Source organism: Streptomyces sp. NPDC002817 (assembly GCF_053592055.1).
In genome coordinates this window covers 1-19,318 of the sequence record NZ_JBSFUY010000014.1, presented here as the reverse complement: position 1 = coordinate 19,318, position 19,318 = coordinate 1, and the positions used below count along the sequence as shown (strand labels likewise).

General features: G+C 73.3%; 18 protein-coding genes and 1 tRNA gene. 8 read left to right on the top strand and 11 right to left on the bottom strand.

Annotated features, from left to right (window positions below):
• Positions 1–39: 39 nt before the first annotated feature.
• The 5 genes from ACWD3I_RS24970 to ACWD3I_RS24950 form a co-directional block, all read right to left on the bottom strand.
• Positions 40–177, bottom strand: coding sequence for a hypothetical protein (locus ACWD3I_RS24970; protein ID WP_365412425.1), 138 nt, complete (start codon positions 175–177; stop codon positions 40–42).
• Between the two features lie 141 nt (positions 178–318).
• Positions 319–1,206, bottom strand: coding sequence for a hypothetical protein (locus ACWD3I_RS24965; RefSeq protein WP_451084185.1), 888 nt, complete (start codon positions 1,204–1,206; stop codon positions 319–321).
• A gap of 276 nt (positions 1,207–1,482) precedes the next feature.
• Positions 1,483–1,893, bottom strand: coding sequence for a hypothetical protein (locus ACWD3I_RS24960; RefSeq protein WP_365407826.1), 411 nt, complete (start codon positions 1,891–1,893; stop codon positions 1,483–1,485).
• A 217-nt stretch (positions 1,894–2,110) separates the two neighbouring features.
• The gene (locus tag ACWD3I_RS24955; protein WP_365407823.1) at positions 2,111–2,638 is read right to left on the bottom strand and encodes a hypothetical protein; all 528 of its coding nucleotides are present in this window, start codon (positions 2,636–2,638) and stop codon (positions 2,111–2,113) included.
• Between the two features lie 80 nt (positions 2,639–2,718).
• Positions 2,719–3,048, bottom strand: coding sequence for a hypothetical protein (locus ACWD3I_RS24950; protein WP_365407820.1), 330 nt, complete (start codon positions 3,046–3,048; stop codon positions 2,719–2,721).
• Between the two features lie 424 nt (positions 3,049–3,472).
• Between ACWD3I_RS24950 and ACWD3I_RS24945 the strand changes: the two genes are divergently transcribed.
• On the top strand, positions 3,473–3,742 hold the full coding sequence (locus tag ACWD3I_RS24945) for a hypothetical protein (protein WP_365407817.1): 270 nt from the start codon (positions 3,473–3,475) through the stop codon (positions 3,740–3,742).
• A gap of 322 nt (positions 3,743–4,064) precedes the next feature.
• Here the strand turns inward: ACWD3I_RS24945 and ACWD3I_RS24940 are convergent, their stop codons facing one another.
• The gene (locus tag ACWD3I_RS24940) at positions 4,065–4,322 is read right to left on the bottom strand and encodes a hypothetical protein (protein ID WP_365407814.1); all 258 of its coding nucleotides are present in this window, start codon (positions 4,320–4,322) and stop codon (positions 4,065–4,067) included.
• A 1,050-nt stretch (positions 4,323–5,372) separates the two neighbouring features.
• Between ACWD3I_RS24940 and ACWD3I_RS24935 the strand changes: the two genes are divergently transcribed.
• From ACWD3I_RS24935 to ACWD3I_RS24920, 4 genes are all read left to right on the top strand, one after another.
• Positions 5,373–5,654: a hypothetical protein gene (locus ACWD3I_RS24935; RefSeq protein WP_365407811.1), complete on the top strand. Its 282-nt coding sequence runs from the start codon at positions 5,373–5,375 to the stop codon at positions 5,652–5,654.
• Positions 5,655–5,963: 309 nt separating this feature from the next.
• A complete protein-coding gene (locus tag ACWD3I_RS24930) occupies positions 5,964–9,758 on the top strand; it encodes a hypothetical protein (protein ID WP_365407808.1) in 3,795 nt (1,264 codons plus the stop codon).
• Between the two features lie 61 nt (positions 9,759–9,819).
• Entirely contained in the window at positions 9,820–10,044 is a 225-nt protein-coding gene (locus ACWD3I_RS24925; RefSeq protein WP_451084189.1) for a helix-turn-helix domain-containing protein, read from the top strand.
• 244 nt (positions 10,045–10,288) lie between these two features.
• Positions 10,289–10,996 (top strand): GNAT family N-acetyltransferase, encoded by a 708-nt coding sequence (locus ACWD3I_RS24920; protein ID WP_365413861.1) that lies wholly within the window; start codon positions 10,289–10,291, stop codon positions 10,994–10,996.
• A 62-nt stretch (positions 10,997–11,058) separates the two neighbouring features.
• Here the strand turns inward: ACWD3I_RS24920 and ACWD3I_RS24915 are convergent.
• A tRNA-Met gene (locus ACWD3I_RS24915) sits at positions 11,059–11,132 on the bottom strand.
• Between the two features lie 222 nt (positions 11,133–11,354).
• Here ACWD3I_RS24915 and ACWD3I_RS24910 point away from each other — a divergent pair.
• Both ACWD3I_RS24910 and ACWD3I_RS24905 read left to right on the top strand, forming a co-directional pair.
• Positions 11,355–11,501, top strand: a complete 147-nt coding sequence (locus ACWD3I_RS24910; RefSeq protein ID WP_365413863.1) for a hypothetical protein — start codon at positions 11,355–11,357, stop codon at positions 11,499–11,501.
• 218 nt (positions 11,502–11,719) lie between these two features.
• Positions 11,720–12,445, top strand: a complete 726-nt coding sequence (locus ACWD3I_RS24905; protein ID WP_365413865.1) for a hypothetical protein — start codon at positions 11,720–11,722, stop codon at positions 12,443–12,445.
• A 253-nt stretch (positions 12,446–12,698) separates the two neighbouring features.
• On the opposite strand, the gene ACWD3I_RS24900 is transcribed toward ACWD3I_RS24905, so the two are convergent.
• The 4 genes from ACWD3I_RS24900 to ACWD3I_RS24885 all read right to left on the bottom strand — a co-directional run bounded on the left by ACWD3I_RS24900 (position 12,699) and on the right by ACWD3I_RS24885 (position 18,018).
• Entirely contained in the window at positions 12,699–13,427 is a 729-nt protein-coding gene (locus tag ACWD3I_RS24900) for a hypothetical protein (protein ID WP_365413867.1), read from the bottom strand.
• 272 nt (positions 13,428–13,699) lie between these two features.
• Positions 13,700–15,106: a hypothetical protein gene (locus ACWD3I_RS24895; RefSeq protein WP_365413869.1), complete on the bottom strand. Its 1,407-nt coding sequence runs from the start codon at positions 15,104–15,106 to the stop codon at positions 13,700–13,702.
• A gap of 76 nt (positions 15,107–15,182) precedes the next feature.
• Positions 15,183–15,905, bottom strand: a complete 723-nt coding sequence (locus ACWD3I_RS24890) for a hypothetical protein (protein WP_451084184.1) — start codon at positions 15,903–15,905, stop codon at positions 15,183–15,185.
• A gap of 844 nt (positions 15,906–16,749) precedes the next feature.
• Positions 16,750–18,018: a hypothetical protein gene (locus ACWD3I_RS24885; protein ID WP_365414096.1), complete on the bottom strand. Its 1,269-nt coding sequence runs from the start codon at positions 18,016–18,018 to the stop codon at positions 16,750–16,752.
• Between the two features lie 123 nt (positions 18,019–18,141).
• Between ACWD3I_RS24885 and ACWD3I_RS24880 the strand changes: the two genes are divergently transcribed.
• Positions 18,142–18,393: a hypothetical protein gene (locus ACWD3I_RS24880; RefSeq protein WP_365414094.1), complete on the top strand. Its 252-nt coding sequence runs from the start codon at positions 18,142–18,144 to the stop codon at positions 18,391–18,393.
• The last annotated feature ends 925 nt before the right edge of the window (positions 18,394–19,318 follow it).

Sequence of the window (19,318 nt, the reverse complement as noted above, 5' to 3'; positions counted from 1 at the left end):
CCGGGCCGGGGCTCGGCGCACCCGCGGACACCTGGCCGGTCAGCGCTGGACGAAGCAGGGCACCGCGCCGTTGAGGAGGGTGTTGCCGCAGGGAGTGTCGTCGTGGCCGGCGTTGTGGCTGGTGATGACGGTCCGGCTGTTCGCTGGTGTTCGGCGGCTTTCGGCGGTGGCTGCCAATGTTCTGTGGTGTCCAGTGTGGTGTTCGGGACTTTCGGGCGTCACTGTCGTCCGTGGTGAGGGCCGTAGGGCGGTGCTGCCCGCCCGTCCTCGCTGCAGGCCCCGGGCGGTGGCCGGTCCGGTCTGCGCTTGGGCGGGCGGCTATTCGTGTGGCGGCGTGTCGGTGTCGGTGTCGGTGTCCTGTCCGATGCCGAGGGCCTTCGCGACCTCGTTGAGGACCTCGGGGTCGACGGGCGGCCGGGGAGCATCGAAGGGCCAGTCCGGATCGGCGATGACCGGGGTGTAGGGGGCCGGGAAGAGCTCGTGCACAGGCAGGTCGACGGGAAGGACTCGTGATCCGTACGTCTCGGCGAGGAGCCGGGCGAAGTCAAGCGCGTTTGTCCGGGTCTTGCCCGCGCCTCCGGGCTGGATGTGCTTCTCGTCCAGGAGTCGCCGCGCCAGGTCCTCCAGGTCCGGGATCCGGTCGGGCTGGTCCGGGTCGCCGGGTGAGTCCAGGTGGACCATGTGGGCGCGTTGGGCGAACGTGCGGGTCAGTGCCGCGCTCAGGTCGGTGGAGATCGAGGTTTTGCCCGCGCCGCCGCGGCGGAAGTACCCGGCGGGGAAGGCCGCCTCGGTCGTGCGCCGTACGGCGTCCAGGTCGGGGTACGCGGTGTCCGGAGTGGTGAGGGCGCGGGCCTGATCGGGGGTCATGCCTGTGGCCGCGGTGAGGGCGCGTACGGCCTGCTCGGGAAGCGGGCCGGCGGCGAGGTGGTCGAGGCGTTCGGTGGCCGAGGTGCCGGGGGCGAGGCCGAGGAGTTCCATGGCGCGGTGGCGCTGGACGCCGGCTGCGTCGGCGACGCGCTTCACATAGGTTTCCAGCCGTTCGGCGGGGCGGGGCAGGGGAGCGGCGGGGATCCGGGCTGGGAGGCTCTGCTGCCGGCCGGTGCGGGCGGCGACGGCCTGGCGGGCCTGTTCCAGGGTGATGCCGGGGTGTTCGCGCTTGTACTGGCGTACGGCGCGGTCCTGTTCCCGGTTGCGGCGGTTGGTCATGGCGTCTCACGTCCTTGTCCGGCCTGCTGCCCCACATGCGCCGGCCGTCCAGGAGGAGGGCATGACGATATCGCTCGCGCGAGTCTCAGACGTCTGCGGTCCCCGTCGGCGGTGTGGGCGTCGAGGTGGTGGTGGACCGGGCGCGGCGCGGTTGCCCTTGGTGCTCCCGTCATCGTAGCGGGGGCCGAGGGTGCCTGAGGGGTGTGGGCAGGTCCTGTTGGGGTCCGGTTCGGGGTGGCGCTGCGCGCGGTGTGCGGCGCCACCCTGGTGATGGGTCTACCGGGCGAGGGCGGGGTGGGGGACGAGGGACAGCCACTGGCTGCCCTCGGCGGTGACGACCTCGATCGCGGCGTGGTGCGCGGGCTGGCCGGAGCCCTGGTGCTCGCCCGGCGCGCGGAAGCGGATCTCGCGGACCGTCACCGGGGTGTTGTTCATCAGGATGACGTCACCGGGCTTGAGGTCCGGGTCGGACGCGGGCTTGACCAGCTTGTGCAGTTCCGCCGGTGCCATGCGGGCGCGGGCCCAGTCGACGAGCTTGTCGAAGACCTCGTCGATCTCGCCGCGCTCGGAGTGGTGGCGGGGGTAGTGGTCCTTGTCGGCGTCGTAGGCGATGCTGCCGCGCGCCGTCTCCAGCAGCTCGACGAGCTCAGTGATGTCGGCCGGGCTGGTGGCGGTGGTGCGCGGCATGTGGTGCTCCATGTCGTGGAGAGGTCCGGCGGGATCACCCGCCCTTGCCTCTTAAGACTATACGAAGCATCGGTGAGGGTGCAAGTCTTAAGAGTCGATGGATTGCTTCGGGTTGTCGTTCTCTGTGGGGGGTCTCCCGTGCCCGCGCCGTGAGGCGGTGCCGTGCTTTCGCGTGTGCCGGCTGCTGCCCGTCCCGGGATGGCGGCTGTGGGGGGTGTCAGGTGGTGGTGAGGACGTAGGTGTGGGTGTGGAGGGTGCTGGCGATGGCGTAGCGGGTGTGGATGCGGCCGCGGGTGCGGTCGAGGGTGATGCGGGCGGCGGGGTGGCGCTGGGCGGTGCCGAGCAGGGAGGTGCGGATGTCGGCGGGCCGGAGTGCGGGGGTGGGGGTGCGGCGGGTGCCGGTGGTGCTCCCGGCGAACGCGCCGACGCGGTCCAGGACGTGGCGGTGGAGGGTGGCGCCGGTGGCCGGGCGGATGTCGAGCAGGCGCAGGGCCTCGGGGGTGTCGAGCGTGCGCCCGGGCAGGGGGGTGCGGGCGTCGGGTCCGGCGGGCGCGAAGACGGCGCGGGGGTCGGCGGACAGCAGGGCGCGGACGGTGCTGTCGTCGATCTCGCAGGAGGTGTCACCGCCGGGGACGGTCCACTGCTGGCTGCGGCGCAGGCCGCGGTGCCAGGTGAGGCCGTCGCCGGTGCGGACGGTGTCGTGGTCGGCGAAGCGCCAGACGGTCTGGGCGGGCGTGGTCGGCACGGGTGCTCCTGGGCGGCTGATGGCGGGGCGGGCGGCTGCGCGGTCCCCGCGGGACCGGTGCGGTCCCGCGGGGGCGGTGCTCACTTCCCGGCGGGTGCGGGGGTGCGGGCGGGCAGGGGGACGGGGCTGGCCATCGGGTCGTCGAGCTGGGTGTACCAGTCCTCGTCGTCGCGGAAGACCGTGGAGCATCCGGCGGTGCAGATGAGCTGGCCGGGCCTGAGGAGCTTCTGGACCTCGTGGACCGGCGGGTCGATGTAGCCGATGGCGGAGCCGTGGTTGCAGTACCCGCGCTCGCGCACGGCGTGCCAGGTGTCGGCCTCGGCGTGCATCTGTGCCATCTCCAGGTCGACGTCCAGGCGCTCGGTGTAGATGGCTTCGCGCTCGTCGCTGCTGTTCTCGTCGCTGTACATCGGATCCCCTCCGGGTGGCTGCCGCCCGCCTGTTGACTCTTAAGACTATACGTATCGGATTGTGTGATTGCAAGTCTTAAGAGGCGGAGTGGTTGCGTTGCGGCGCGTGCGGGCGGTGTGGGTGCCGTGCGGCGCCCGCCGGCTCCGTGGGCGGGGGTGTCCGGTGTGGTCGGGTGGTCGGGTGTGGGGCTTGTGGGGGTGTGTCGGGTGGTGCTGGGGGTTCCTGGGTTTGGGGGTTGCCGGGTTGTCGGCGTGGAGTCCATTTCTGTGTGCGTGCTGCCGGTTTTGGAGTGTGGCCCGGGAGGGTGTTTGGTTCGCGTGTGAAGCTGCTTGACCTGTTCGTCTCTTATGGCTTGCATTGCGTACATATGTTGATGTATAGTCTTAAGAGTCAGAGGGTGCGGGGTGTGGAGAGGGGTGCGGGATGAGCCGTTCGGACCGTGAGAGCCGTGTGGTGGCCGGTGACCGTCTGGAGGCGGAGGTTGCCCGGATCAGGTCCGCGTGGCGGGTGCGGCAGATGGAGGTGGAGCTGGCCGAGGAGATGCGGGAACTGCTGGGGCTGCTGGGGGTCTCGGAGGAGTGGAAGGCGGAGCGGGTGGCGGAGTTGCGGCGTCAGGTCCTGTCTGGCGAGTTGCATCCGCTGGTGGCGTGCGAGCAGATCGCGTTCACGCAGTCGCTGGTGGTGAATCGGTAGGAGTCTGGCCCGCGGGCCCGGGGCGGTGTGCTGCCCCGGGCCCGCGGGCCTAAGTCCGTATGAGCAGGTCATCCCGTCCAACTCTGGGACGCGGCTGGGAGGCGGGCGCAGTGAGACGATCTCGGCGGCGGAGAGGAATCCCGCGCGGCGCCGTCGGTCCGCTGCTCTCGTCCGTGGGGGCTCCGGACGTTCGTCCGGGTGGTTGTTACGGCTGTGCGTGCGGGTTGTCTGCTGGGCCGGGCTGGGCGGGGTTGGGTGTTCCCGGGGTCGGGCCGGAGGTAGGACCGGCCGGGCCCCGGGGGCGCGGACCGCATGCTGTGGTTCAGCAGCTGCCGGGCGGGGACGGGCAGGACGTCGCGGGAGTGACGACCGGGGTGTGCGCGGCGGGCGGCTGGGAGGCCAGGGCCAGGCCCAGCAGGACGGTAGCGACGGCGGCACCTGCCGTGATCGCCATGTACAGGTCCCCGCGGGGCGGGATCTCGCTGCTGCGCCGCTTGGTGTCGAGGTAGACGGCGGTGGCCGCGGCCACCGTGACCATGAGGGCGAGCAGCAGGCCGGGCGTGATGGCGAACTCGGTCATCGGACGGCGGACCCCTTCGCCCGGCCGACGCGCACGCCGCGCCCCGTCGCCTTCCCGCCGTCCGCTCCGGCGCCCGTTTGTGCTGGTCGGAGCGATTGTCGGTGCCGTGCTGTAGCTTCACAGATGTCGGTCAAGGGTTTCTCCTGCTGCCCGTACGAGGGGGTCGGGGGACCGCGACGCCTGGAGCTCCTGGGACACGGCCAGCCGCCAAGCAAGGACCGTGTTTTCAGGGGCTCTTCGGCATGTGCGGACCCATGAACAACACCGACGCTACCGGCAGGGTCTGACAATGGGCCGTCCGTGCCGGCAACGCCCTGGCCAGGGCCTGTTGTCAGTGCCGCGGATGTTCTGTGCCCTCCCGGGGTGCCGCCACCGCCGCGCCCGGCACCCGGGCAACCCCGCCCCGCCACCCGCCCGTTCGCCGCCCGGGCCAACGGCCCCGGGCTCCTCGCGACCGACCAGGGTCCCGAAAGGGACCCGGCCCCACCCCCACGCGGCCCCCGACAGGGGGCACGCCCCACGCCGGCCAACGGCCGGCCCCGTGCGACGTCCTGCTCTCCGCCCGCCCCGCCGAGCCCCCGGACCGCACAAAAAGAGGTCAACTGACCTGTTCCGTAAGGCGGTCGATCGGATGTTTCGGGTGAAATCTGCGTATTGCGGCATCTGGAGACCGCCGGAGTGCGGATACCACCGGCAGCGCGCCGAACCGCTCTGTGGCGGGGCTGTACGGCGCTGTCCTCCGCTGCGCCCGGTGGAAGCACCGTCCGGCGGCGTTCACGAATTCACACACTTCCACGCACGCGCTCATGCAGTAGCGGGCCGCCGTACGACGGCGCACGGCGTGCGGCCGGCTCCGCTGGAGGCCGTACGGCCCGCTGCGCCCTGGTGCCGAGGTCGTGGTGGCGCCGGAGGCAGATGAACGGGCGGTCCGGCCGTGGCGACGTGCGGCAGGCGGGGGCCTCTGGTGTCCGCGGTCAGGATTTTCTGCCGGAACACCCCGGTCCTGGGGCTGGGAGAGGTAGGCATCGCCATGGTCCTGAGGAGTCCCCGGTGTTCGAAGGCATCCCTTGCCCGGCCGATCTGGTCTTCGCGTTCGGCTTCGACGATCCGCGCATCGACGCCGTCCTGGCCAAACTCGCTGTGGAGGAACGGCGGGTGGCGATGGCCTGGTCCTGCCCCTGTACGGACACCTGGACCGAGGCGGCTCGCTTCGTCGGCGCCACCGATCCCGAGGCGTTCGGTGAACGGGTCCGCCGCAAGCTCAAGCGGCTCGGCACCGAGTACACCCGGCGGCGTGCCGCACCGTTTCGCAGGACGGCAGCGGACCGGTGAAGCACGCACCCCGACCGCCGACGGCCTCGTCGGGAGTCGACTGTGACGGACCGGGGGCGAACAGGCCGTCGAGACCGCGCATCCCTACGGCCGCCGCCGTACGCCGGTAGGACCGGCCGGACCCCGGGATGCGGACCACATGCTGCGGTTCAGCAACTGCCGGGCGGAGACGGGTAGGACGTCGCCGGAGCGGCAATCGGGGTCTGCGCGGCTGGTGTGTGGGGGTGTGCCGGCAGGCCGGGCCTGTTGGCTGTCGCGGGTTCGCGATACCGGTCCGCCGGTGGTGGCCGGCGGGTCTACGGTGCGGGGATGAGCGACGAGGTGGCGCCGGTGGGCGCGAGCGTGCTGCCCGAGGTCGACGATGTCCTCGCGGACGCCCTGACGGTGCAGGGGGAGGCGGGCGTACGGGCGTTGGGGCTGCTGCGGGATGCCCACCGGGTGTTGACCGGGGAGGGGTTCGTACGGCCGGCGGAGGTCGCTGCGGCGTGTGTGCGCTCCGCGGCGGACGCGCTGCTGGGCCTGCCCGGTGCCCCGGTCACGGTGGGCTTGAAGCCCGCAGCGCAAGGCCTGCTGGCCGCGGTGGATGCCGTCGAGCCTCCCGCCGGCGAGGCTTTTGGACCGGCCGGTGTCGCGCCGCCGTCCGGTGAGGCCTTCCCGTCCGACGGGCCGGCCGCCGATGCCGGCACCGCCCACGACGAAGCGGCCGGTGCGCTGTCCGGCGCGTCCGCCGGGGCGAGCGCGGCGTGGGGGCGGGTGAGGGCGGCCGCGGACGTGCTGCGCGGCGAGCTCAACCGTCCGGGCCGCTATCACCAGGCGCGGGCGCGGGGGATCGTCGAGCGGCTGATGGGGGTGGAGCTCGGTGCGGCGCAGGAGAGGGCGCTGGATGTGTGGGGAACCGTCTACGGGGTCGCCTCGGGGATCCTGCACGGCCGCGCGGCCCACGCCGGCGAGGCCGCCGTCCTGTACGCGGACGTCCTCGGCGCGGCCCGTAACCTGCTGGTGCCGCTGGCGGACCGCGCGGCCCGCGTCCTGGAGCTGGTCGCTCTCCAACACCCGGGCGTCGTCGAGGCGAAGGAGCTCGCCGGCTGGGCGGACCCGCGCGCCGAGGGGTACTTCTTCCGCTCGGGCCCGGCCACGGCGTGGCTGGGCGTGCTGCAGGAGCATGCGCCGCACCTGCTGATGCCGGACGGGGCGGCGGGCGGACGGTGGCCGGCCGCCCCGTTCCTCGACCATGTCGCCGCCGCCGACCTCGTCGCCGCCCGCGCCTGGCTGAACGCACCGGCCGGCCAGGGTGCCCCCGGCGTCCTGCGGGCCCAGCAGATCGCCGCCGCCGGCCGCCTGGCCCTTGACGCGCTGCTGGACCTTGCCGTACGCCACTGGGACGCCGTCGACGCCGCTCCCCTTCAGGCCGTGCTGGCCGGCCCCGGTGTCCGGGACGGGGACGGCCTGGAGGCGGGGGCGACGCTGCGCCTGGCCGCGAGGTGGGCCCGCGCGGTCCCGCGCGCCGAGCGGGCGGGACCGTGGATCGGTGTGGTGGAGGGCCTGCTGACCGGCGCCGTCGAGGATGAGCACACCGGCCACCTGGCGCTCGATGCGGTCGCCGAGCGGGTGAGGGCCCAGATGAAGGCCGCCGGCCTCCTCGACGGCGGCGAGGACGTCGCGGGCGCGGCGGCTTCCGCGGACTGGGTGGTGACCGAGGAGGAGATGCGCGGGCTGATCGCCCTTCAGGTCGCGTCCGGTCTGCCCGACCACGACGTCGCCATGCTGGTGCGGGAGCTGGCGTGCACCGCCTATCCGGCCGGCCGCCGCGGCCCCGCACACCGCAACGTCGGCGCCGTCCGGGTGGTCCTGGCCAAACTGCTGGCCCACGACGTCGAGTTGACCGCCGAGCAGGCCCGGCCGGTCGTCTTCCACGGCGACCTGGACCAGGTGCACGTCGCTGACACCGCGGCGTTCGGCGGGCCGCGGCTGGCGCGCGCCGTGCTCGCTCTCGCGGCGGCGGACGCGGACGTCGGCGTGGGTCTGGCCGAGCGCACCAGGCGGCTGGCCCGGCTGGCCGCGGTCGACGGCTGGCTGCACGACCGGCTCCTTGCCGCCCATCTCGCCGCCCGTCCGCCGGCCGCCGGCCCTGCAGTGTCCGGCGGAGTGGCGGAGACGGAGTGGTGGGATCAGGCCGTCGTGCTGGTCGTGCGGCTGGTGGCTGGTGAACCTGGTCCGGAGGCGGCCCGCCTCGTCGAGCTCGTGCTCGGCTCCTGCCCGCCCGAGCGCGCCGGACAGCTGGAGGCGGACGTGCGTACCGCGCTCGGCCCGGTGCCGACGGCCGCCCGGGTGGCCGAGGTCCTGCCCGACGGTGCTGGGCAGGCGGACGGGACGGCCGAGCCGCTCGCCTCGTGGCTGCGGGTGTGGGACTGGTCGCCGGTCCTGAGCTCCCCGGTCCTTGAGGGCTGGGAGCCGCTGCTGGAGGCTCTGCGGCGTCTGGAGCCCGACGGCCCGTCCGATCCGCGCACCCAGGCGGTGTTCGAACCGTCGAGGACCGCCACGTCCCTGGACGGCGGGGACCTGGCGGAACTGGCGGCCGGGCAGGGGCCGGTGGCGGTCGCGGCCCGGATCGCCGGGGCCGGGGATGCCGGCGACGACGGGTACGCGATGGTGCTGCATCAACTTGTCGCCGCCGACCCGGCCGCCTGGACGGCCGACGTGCCCGCCGTCCTGGCCAGCCTCCGGCGGCCGGAGCTCGCCGCGTTCTACCTCGCCGCGGCCGCCGCCCACGCCGACCGGGCCGGCGCCTTCCCGGACGGCGCGCTGCCGGCGTCCGTCGCCGCGGCGCTCGACCTGTGCCGCGGCCTTGGCCAGATGGCCCCCGCCGTCGGCTTCGACGGCGTACGACGCCGGCCCGCCCGGGTGTCCTTCGCCGACCAGGCGCTGGCCGACCTGCTCACCGCCGCCTGGCGGGCCGGTGCCCTCGACGGCGACCAGGAGAAGGACGCCTTGGCGTACCTGCAGACCCTGGCCGCCCCGCTCACCCGCCGAGCCGGGCCCACCGGCCCCGCCGCGGAGACCAAGGACGCCACCCCCCTCGCCGCCACCCCGACCCCAACCCCGACGCCGGCTGCCGGCCCGGGCGCCGGCGCTGCGCAGCCCGCGGGGGAGGCGCCGGCGCTGCTGGGACCGGACAGAGAAGTCCGGGCGCTGGGCTGCCTGCTGGAGTACGCCGTCCACCGCGCCCGGACTACCGGCGAGATGCCCGAGGAGGTCCTGGACACGCTCGCCGACGTCCTCGCCGTACACGCCGGCCAGGAGGCGGTGGCCACCGCGATCGGGGTGCACCTGCCGGCCCTGCACCACCACGCGCCCGCGTTCGCCGCCGCCCACCGCACCGCCCTGTACGGTCTCGTGCCCGGACGGCCGTCGCCGGCCGTCTCCTGGCTGCGCTGGGGAGGCCCCGACGGGCAGCTCCTCGCCGCCCTGGACCGCACCGAGCTCCTCACCGCGCTGCGCGCCGCCGTGCCCGGCGCCGCCGAGCACCTCGCGCACGCCCTCCTGGACGACCCCGCCCTCCTGGGTGAACCCACCACCTGGTGGACCGAGTTGGCAGCCGGCCCCGGCGACGGCGTGGCCGCGGTCTCCCGCCTGCTGGAGGCGATCGCCGCCCGCACGCCGCGCACCGGCGCCGACGGCCCGCTCCCGCCGGCCAAGCAGGCACGGGCGGGAGCGGCCGTAGACCTGTGGCGGGCCGCCATCGCGGCCGACCTGCCGCCCGGTGCGCTCGCCGGTGCGGGCGCCTTCGCGGACGCGGCCGTCCAGGAAACGGTGTGGCTTGAGCTGATGCGGGCGAGCGCCGAGCACTCCCCGGCCCTGACCGACGCCGATCTCGTCGCCGAACGCGCCGCCACCCACCCCGACCGTACCGACGCCCTGCTGCTGGCCGCGGAGTTGGTCGCCCAGGCGCCCGGGACATGGCGGGAGACAGCCGTACGACGCAACGCCCGCGCCCTGCTGGACGCCACAACCGCCCTGCCCCAAGGCGAACGCCCCTCGGGGGTGCAGGAGCTGAGGACGGCTCTGGTCAACGCTGGCGACGTCGACGCCGCCGGCCGCCGGTGAGCCACCCGACACCGCGTGCGGACCGCACCGGCGCCGTCCGCAGCCGCTCACGAACACGAGCCTGAAGGAAGCCTGCATGCTGGGAATCCGCGTCCACATCAAAGGGCCGGCCCGACAGAAGATCGCCGCCGATCTGAAGAAGGCCTACGACAAGGGAGCCTCGATCCGCACCCTCGCCCAGGGCTGCAACAGGTCCTACGGCTTCGTCCACCGCCTGCTCACCGAGGCCGACACCACCATGCGCTCACGCGGCGGCCCGAACAGCCGAAGCCGGACAACACGCTGACCACCCCGCCCCGGGGCCAGCGGCCCCGGGCCCGCACCCGACCGACCAGGGTCCCGAAAGGGACCCGACCCCCACCCCCACGCGGCCCCCGACAGGGGGCACGCCCCACCCCCGGCCAACGGCCGGCCCCCCTTTTTTCCCTCACGAGTCGCTCTACGGCTCGCCGACCGTACGTGGGCCTCGACCCTGCGGGCCGGACGGCCATCACCCGTTGTCGGGGCCGGGGTTGGGAGAGGATGAGGGCATGGGACGAGCCTCTCGACGACGTGCAGAACGCCGCAACGCGCCGCAGCCGGTATCCCAGCCCGATGCCGCTCCCGGTGTCGTGGTGCTGGACCGGTACCTGATCCGCCCGGCCACCCTGGACGACGACCCCGAAGTGGTGCGCGCGCTCCTGGAGCCGGTGGACTTCATGGACGCGGCGATGCCCGGGGAGATCGTCGACCGGATGCGCACCGGCTGGCGCCTGCCGGCCCAGTTCGGCACCGCGGCCCTGCTGCTCGCCCAGGAACACCCGGAGGGAGAGGTCGTCGGCCTTGCCCACGCGATCCCGCCGGTGGAGTGGCTGATGGCGATGGAGACGTCCTTGGGCCGGCAGCTGTGCCTGCGGCTGTCGAGGGCGCTCGTCGAACTGGAAGCGGTGTCGGTGGCCGACAGCGCCCGCGGACAGGGGCTGGGCCACCGGCTCGTCGACGAACTGGTCCGCTCCTACACCCGCCAGGGCTACGAGGCGATGCTCGGCGGCATCCACACCCGCAAGCCGTATCTGGCGCCGTACTACGAGGCCGACGGCTTTCACGTCCTGGCGCCCGGCGCCCCGCTCGACCTCGAGCTGCCCGTCGGCCGGATCCGGTACCCCGCGAACGCGTCGATGCGGCATCTGGCGCGCCCGCTCGCCCCGCAGGTGTCGTACCGGGCCGGCATCCTCGCCGGCCTGCTCGCCGGCCGGTGACGCTGTTCGTGAACGGCTCCGGCCCCCTCCGATCTCGAATATCGGAGGGGGCCGGATGTTCGTAGCGGGGACAGGATTTGAACCTGCGACCTCTGGGTTATGAGCCCAGCGAGCTACCGAGCTGCTCCACCCCGCGTCGGTGAGAGCAGCGTACGGGATGCAGACGGGCCGGACGGGGGAATTCGCGCTGCGGCGCGGCGGCGACCTCGTCTCGCGGTCGGCCGGCGAGGGCTGCGCGCGGGAGGTCTGGGCGGTGCCGCCGCTCGCGGGTGCGGGGGTGGTTGTCTGGGATGCTGCTGAAGGCCGTACCCACGCCTGCGCCGTGGAAGTCGGGTGCGTTGCCGGAAGAAGGGACATCTTGACCAGACGCTACGAGATCGTGGTCCAGGTGCGGCGGATGTCCTCTGGCCTGCACGTTCTGTACAGGCGCAGGAATGCCGACGACAAGAAGAAGGCGCGGAAGAGTGGCCTGCTGGTCTGCTCGCACGCCGCAGCGGGCCGCTGAAGCGTCGTACGACGGCGCCGAGCAGCTGCTCGCGGGCGTCACGACCGGTTCGGGTAACTCGGGTTACCCGGCGTGCGCCGGGCGGCGGCGGACGGGGTGTTACGGCTGTGCGTGCCGGTTGTCCGCCGCGTGCGGGATCGGCGGCCGCGCCGTTACGGCTGCGCGTGCGGGTCGTTGTGTCCGTTATGGCTGTCCGTGAGGGTTCTCGGTCCTGCGCTGTGTGCGCCGCCGGTCTGCCCGGTGAGTCCGGCGGTCCGGTGTACCTGGTCGTCGGCGCGGTGCGCCGGGGCCGGCGGTGGGTCGGCGGCCGGCTGCTGATCTGCGCCGGCTGTTATGGCAGGGGAGGCCCGGATCCGGTGACCGGGCTGTCGCGCCCGGGTGCCGCCCGGCGCACGGCGACGGCCCGGTGGACGGAGCTCGCCGGCCGGGGGGAGGTCATGGCGCCGACGCCGTGCGTCAACTGCTCCCTGCTCGTCGTCCGGCGGGCGGAGAAGCTGCTGGCGGGGGTGACGTGTTCACGGGCCTGCCGGACATCCCTCACGCGGATCCGTCACGGCGGCAGGGGATCGGGCCGGCCGTGCGGCGCGTGCGGCAAGGCCGTTACGGCTGGGCGTGCGGATTCGGCGTACTGCGGGCGGGCGTGCCGGCAGAAGGCCTACCGCCGCCGCGCCGCCGCCCTCCGGGCGCAAGTCCCGGACCCGGTGGCGAAGTTGACGCAGGCCATGGCGCCGTTCATGAACGGGGTCGGGGGGATCTCCCAGGTCCTCTACAAGGCCTTGTACCGGCTGGAGACCGCCGACCGGGACGGCCCCCAGGGGCAGGAGACGGCGGTCGCCCGCCTCGCCGCCATGGACCCCGACCGCCTCAGGATCCCGGGCACGGACAACGGGCGCCGGCTGCGCGCCGCGCTCCGGACGGTCCGCGACCGGCACGCCGAGCCGTAACGCGGCCGCGCCCCGTCCGGAGCGCGGCCGCCTAACGCTCGTCGTGTCCGGAAGTACCGCCGCGCGGTGGGGAGTTGAGGCGCTGCCGGCCGGGCGGCGGCTGGTACGCGTCGGGCCGGGCGGGAGCGAACGCGGCGTCAGGGGCGGCGGCCAGCAGGGCGCGTACGGCGTCGTCGAGTTCGGCCGCGTCCCCGGGCCCACTGCTGGGTGCTGCGCAGTCCGCCCCGCGTGCGTCGAGCAGGGGGCGGGGGGGTTAGAACCGGGCGCTGTACGGGGCGAGGGCGTAGGCGAGGTCGACCTCCGGCGGTGCGTTCCGCCAGTCGCCGGGGTCGACGTTCCGCTCGGTGCTGCGCACCACGGCCGTGCCGCCCACGGTCTTCAGGACGTGGCTCGCTGCGGCCGCGAGGGTGAGGACGTTGTTCTCGGTGCTGGCGAGGGAGTTGGGCATGGCTGCCAGGGTGAGCCGGTAGCGGCCGTCGGCGTCGAGCCGGGGCGTGAAGTGCAACTGCATGTGCACCGCGTCCCAGTAGTCGGCATAGGCCAGGTGCGGGTGAGCGGCGTAGGGCTCGCGGATGATCGTCACGTCGTCGCGGCCCAAGGCCCAGGTGATGCGGTGGGGCTTGTCGTCGAGGTAGGCGAAGACGCTCGGGTCGTGGGACGTGACCGTCCACAGCTCCTCGTCCGTCCAGGGGCCTCCGTCACGCCCGGGAAGCGTCTTGGGGCCCACGTCCGCGACGACTGCCGTCTGCGAGCCGTCCGCGTTCGTGCGCAGCCACGCGCCGCCGAGCACCTCGGTGTACTCCTCGCCGGGGGTCCACGGGCGCGGGGCATCGGCGAACATGCCGCGGGGGAAGGTGATGTCGACCTCGACCCGGTGCCGGTGGCGCTGGAGGGTGGCCTCCTGGCTCCACTCGCGTGGGGCGTCGACGCAGGGAGTTGCGTAGTAGGCCCGAAGGATGCGGCGGCGAAGGGAGCGGTTCATGGTTCCTCCGGGAGGTTGAGCCCTGCACTTGTTGACTCTTAAGACTATATATGCACTGATGGGTGGATGCAAGTCTTAAGAGTCAATTGTGAGGTCCCGTGCGAGGAAACGCCCGTGGAGGAGGGGTCTGTGTGATGTGCCGCGCCGCTGCTCCTGCCCTGCTGCCCGCGCTCGGACGCCGTACGGCCGCGCGTCTTGTGCCGGTTGTGCTGCCTCCGCTCTCGGGCCGTGCCGCTGGTTGAGCGGCCCCCGCCGCCCTGCGCTCGCCGAGTTCAGGAGCTGTCGGCCGGTGTGCGGGTGAGCTTCGGGTCGACGGCGTACACCGGCCGCTGGCCGGGACGCGGGGGGAGGTGCTCGTTGACCCAGGTTCCCTTCACCCGGGTGCGGCGCCGGGTGAAGGTCACGCCTTCGACGGCGTCGGGACCGTAGACCGGGCCGGAGGGCCGGCCGTTCTCGTCGAGGAGGTGGACGCGGGTGTTGCGGGTCCAGTGGGCGCGGCGCCATTCGCGGTACTGGGCGGGCGCCCTGCCCGGTGACCCGGCCGACGGCGCCGGCGGGGGAGGGGCGGCCTCGTGGGGCGGCGCGGTGAAGGTGAGCACGCGGACGCCGAGGAGCGCGCCGCGCTGGGCCTGAGGGGTGCGGGCGGCCTGCTCCAGCTGCTGTCGGCGCCGCTCGGCCGCAGGGGCCTGGGGCTTCTTCTTGCTCTTGCCGCTGGATCGGGCCTGGCCCGGGATCCGCGGAGGTGTGTCCCAGCCCTCCAGGGCGTTCAGGGCGGCGTAGTTGCGCAGGACGCGGGCGGCCGGACCGGGGTTGGCGTCGAGCTGGTCGACCAGGTGCATCGCCCATGCGTACCGCCCGTTGTGCGCGCGGTGGGCGATAATCAGCCAGCCGACGAGCGGGTCGAACAGCAGTGCCTGGTCGCTGCCGTCGTCCGGGCGGGCGAGGACGACGCCGCCCATCACGAGCGGGCTGGCGCCGAAGAGCATGTCGTGGTCGGCGCCGAAGTGCGCGGTGGCGTGGGCGTGGAGGGCCTCGTCGTCGGCGATGACAGCGGGCAGCGGGACGCCGTCGTGGAAGACCAGGACGGCCTCGCTGGTCAGCCGTAGCCGTGCTCCGGGCTCGGGCGGCAGTCCGGTGGCGGCGTCGAACGCGCTGTGGGACGGGACGAAGTGCGGTGTGGCGGTGTACATCGCCATCAGCGCCTGCAGTTCGAGGAACCGCGCGACCTCCTCCTCGCGACCGGGACCAGGCGGCCGGCCCTGCGCGACTGGCGGGCTCGTGCTGCGAAAGCGCAAGGAGGCGGCGTCACCGGGCTGAAGGCCGTGCCCGCTGGTGACCTGTTCCTCGCGCCGGGCGGCGTCCTCGTAGGCCGTGTCTCCGGCGATCTTCTCCCGCAGCACCCATGGGATGAGCCGGACCAGGTCCTCGGTACGCCCGCCCTTCGCCCGGACCGTCCGGCGCGGCATCCCGCCCCGCATGCTCCCCAGGTCCTGGCCGGGAGCCAGCCACGTCGTCACGCCGGCGTTGTGCAGCAGCCGCTCCCAGATCCGGGCCAACTCCCGCTGAAAGACCCCCTCTTCCCCGGACGTGAGCCGGACGGTGTCGGACAGGGCTACGCCCTGTAGGAGCCGGGCAGCCGCCTCGCTCTCCGGATCGCCGGGAGTCATGGTGGTGAACACCGCGGGCACTGTGGATCTCCTCTGTCCTCTTCGCGGGCCGGACGCCCGGCGGCCGGCGATCGTGGCTGAACGGCGGTCAGCCGTGCCGTCCGAAGGGCGATCCGGACGCGGACTGCGGCTGCGCCACCGGAGCCTCCTGGAGGGTGCCGGGCGCGACGCCATGGCGGCCGGACGGCCCGCCGCCGTCGACGCCACCGAGTGGTGCCCGTGCCACAGCCGGGGGCCGACGCCGACCCATCCGGGAATGCCCGGTGCCGGCAGCGGTGGCCTGCCGTCGCGCGCGCGGCGTCGGCGGCCAGGACGCGGGCGAGGTTGGCCCGGAGGTTCTCACTGCCGCGGTGGCCGGCCTCGACGTCGGCGAGTACGGGCGCAGCCGGTAGGTGCGGATCACGGTCTGCCCGTGGTGGGTGGTGCGGGAGTGGCGGTCGAGGATCTCGATCCAGGAGCAGGCGTCGAGCCGGCCGGCGAGGGCGACCTGGTCGATGTGGTCGCCGAGACGCGCGGCGCCGGGGGTCCAGGCGGTGCACGAGAAGAGGCCGCCGTCGGCCTGGGGGACGTCGGCTACCACCAGGGTCTCGGGCTCGTCGAGGTCCAGCACACCGGCCGCGGCGGCCTGTTCGAGGTACTGCTGGGAGCGCATGTCGGGGCCCGGTCCCGGTGCGGTGGCGGGCGGGGCTGCGAGGGACGGCACGGGCGACTCCAGCGGCGGGATGACGGCGAGCAGGCGGCGGTGGAGCGGCGCAGAACTCCGCATGGTCAACGACGGCGCCGTCGGCACGTCACGGCGCCCGCGCAGCACCCTGGCCCGGTCTCCTGGTCCCGTGGCCTCGCCGAGGCCACGGGACCAGGAGACCGCTCTCCTCGGCTCCGCTACCCGGGTACGGACATCCGGGCAGGGCAGGGGAGTTGAGGGTGGCGTTGGTGTACGCGGCCCCGCCGGCGGACCGTACGGGCGCTCTGTCTGCCGCCGACGGCGATGGCCGAGGGCACCGCCCCTCGCCCCGCCGCACGACGGCGCCCCCGGAGACGAACAATCCGCCGCGCTACGGGAGTTGAGCGAGGACCTTTGCGACTCGGCGACGTCGACTACGGCCGGTCCTGCCGCGCCCTGGCGCCGCCCGTTCCACCGGCGGGCAGCAGCGGCCCGCCGCCGTACGACGGCGCCCGGCTCGTCCAGGCCCGCCCTCCGCCCTGGGAGCCAACTCCCGGTCCATCACGGCGCGTTGGGCCAGGACGGACCCCGGTAGGCCTCGGTGGTCCGCCGCGTCCGCAGCCGGTTCCGGTGAGCCGAGCCGTCGTATATTGCAAGGCTCGATGTCGACATGACGGTCCGTCGGCCGGCCCGGAGTGCTCCTCCGCGCCTCCGCGCACGCGCTCCGGCACTCGATCATGGTCCGCGCCCCTCCGGGCGCCCCGGAGACAACAGGTCGCACAATTTCTCAGGCGGCATCCGCCCGATAGCACGCCCGAAAAGCCCGTCAAGAATTCACGAGAAAAGAGCTCTTCGGAAACCAAGAAAAGAGGTCTTGTGAAATTTAGTAAACGAATTCTGGAGAGAGGTTGGCGGGCCCCGTGGTCCCGGGGGCGTGTCCGTCGGAGGTGGCGGCCGGCGCACCCCGGAGCCCTCTGCGTGCACCAGGCGGTCAGCCGCGGGGCGGGGCCGGCGGGCCGGCCGCGTGCTGTGCCCCGCCGTCCTGGGGCCCGTGTGGCGCGTCCTGCTCGCCGAGCTCGTCGCCGGCGGCCTCCTGGTCGTGCGGGGCGGCGTTCGCGCGGCGGATCGGGGCGGTGCGCAGGCGGTCGAGCCAGGTCTCCATGTAGGCCTGGGCGGTGGGGTGTTCGCTGCCGGGGCCGGTGAGCAGGCTGTGCTGGGCGTGCTCGGCGAGGAGTTCACCGACGTGGTCGGCGAGGTGCTCGTACTGGGGGGTGAGACAGGCGGCCAGCGCGTGCGGGACGCCGGAGGGGTTGATCAGCAGCGGAACCAACTGGTGGAGCAGCACGGCCAGGCCGGTGCTCTCGATCGCCGTCCGCAGGGCGGCGAGGGCGGGGGTGTCGGGCATGAGCAGCCCGTACATCAGGTGCAGGCCGCCGACGCCGGCGAGGAGCTGCGCCCGTGCCCGGGCCAGGGCCATCTCCTGCTCGCCGGCCGCGGCCAGGAGAGCGAGCGGGTCCACGGCGGCCGCCGACACCCAGCCGTCGAACGTGCCCTCGTCCTCGGCCTGGTCAGCGGCCCCGGCGCTCGCCGACCAGTCCAGGTGAGGCAGGAGAACGGCGAGGGTCTCGACGAACAGCGCGCCGCCCACCTCGCCGGAGCCCATCCCGGCGGCCGCGGCCAGGTGCACGGCCGCGCGCCGCCGTACGGCGTCCTCACCCCGCACCACAGCGGTCTCGGCCTCCCCCTCCAGCAGCCGGCGCACCGCGGCCGGGTCCGGCGTCCCGGCCGGCCCGTGGGCGAACGCCCGCTCCGCCTCCGCGTAGAACGCGTCCCGCCCGGCGTCCCGATCCTCCTCACCCGCGGCGCCGGCCGCCGTACGGGCCTGCGCGAGCACGCGGTGCGCACGGGAGTGGGCCATGGCCCACAGCACCGCCTCCCGCACCGCCGGCCACGGCGGCTCCGGCACCACGCCCGCGCCCGGCACGAGCGGACGTCCGGCCTCGGCGTACCAGGCGAGCACCGTCCACCGCAGGTCCCGCCCCTGCCGCGCGTGACGGGCGAGCGCCGCGGCGACGTCGACCACCGCCTCCTCGAGCACCGACACCGAACCCCGCCCGCGCCCCAGCCACCGCCGTGCATGCCCCGGCAGCAGCCCGGCCCCACGCCACCGCTCCAGCTGCGCCGCCGACACCGTCAAGCCGAGCGCCGACAGGCGCTCGATCAGTTCCTGATCCGCCCCACTGGGCTCCCCACGTGCCACAACGCCCGACTTTAGAACCCCGCGAAGCACCCGTGAACCACCGACAGCCCACCTGGCTGACTAACCCTCACCACCCCATGCCCCACAGCCAGCAGGAACCCAACCCCCCGAAGGAGCCACCCCATGCCCAACCCCCGCCACCGCCGCGCCCGCATCACCACCACCGTCACCCTCCCCCTCCTCCTCACAGCCACCACGGCCGGCCGCACCGCCCTCACCATCGCCGGCATCGCACTGCTCCTCCTCCTGGCCACCACAGCCACCCTCGCCCTCCGCACCGCCTACGCCCGAAACCCCGCCCACCGCACCGCCGCACACCGAACCCTCCACCTCCTCCTACGCCTCGCCCCCTGGTATCCCGACCGCCCCCAATAAGCGCCCAACGGGCGCCAAGCAACCCCACCCAAAACACGCCCGACAACACCCAGGAACACGCAGAAAAACCAATTCAAGCCCGGCTCATAAAAAACACCACCTCAGACTCCGAGACGAGACACCTCCACCACACACACGAAGCAGAAAAAGAGACCCCAGAGCAACGCCCATAACCTCCAGAAAAAGACACGTAACCCCTTCCCAGAGCACTCCCAGAAAAGGAAAAATGAAAGACGCCGAACACAAGGAACAGCAGGCCCGGTAAACCACCGAAAACCGCCTTCGTGCCAGGACTACGGCGGCCACCCAATCCCACCCCGGAAACCCGAGCACGCCCACCGTCAGGCACCCCAACGAACCCGCCCCCAGCCGCCCCTGGCCAACGGCCAGGGAGCACTTCCACCAACCGAGGATTCGTATATTGCAACTCTCGACAAACACCACCAACCAAACCACAAAACACCAGCTCAACACCCCACACAACCCCAGCGCCGAAGGCGCCCAACACCCCACCCCCACACCAAAACTGACACCCCCACACCCCACCCAGGCCCGACAGGGCCCCACCACACACCACCCGCACCCACCCCCGGCCGCCCGAACCGGGCGGCCCAACAACCCACCACCACAACAAAACTGAAACACCCTCAAAAACAAAAGCCCCGACAGGGGCCCAAAATTCCGAAGGAATTTCAAAAAACACACCACAACTCGAATTCCTCCAACGGAGGAATTCACACGCAAAACAAGGCCCCCAACGGGGGCCGACATACACCACCCAAGAATTCCCCAACGGGGAATTCCTCAGCGCATTCAGCCGAAAGGCTGAATGAATAAGGCCTTTCAGGCCCCGCCCCCCCCCGCCCTGTCGCCCACACCGATCTCGGCATGCTCGACTAACCGCAGCCCGCAGGGGAGTCGAGAG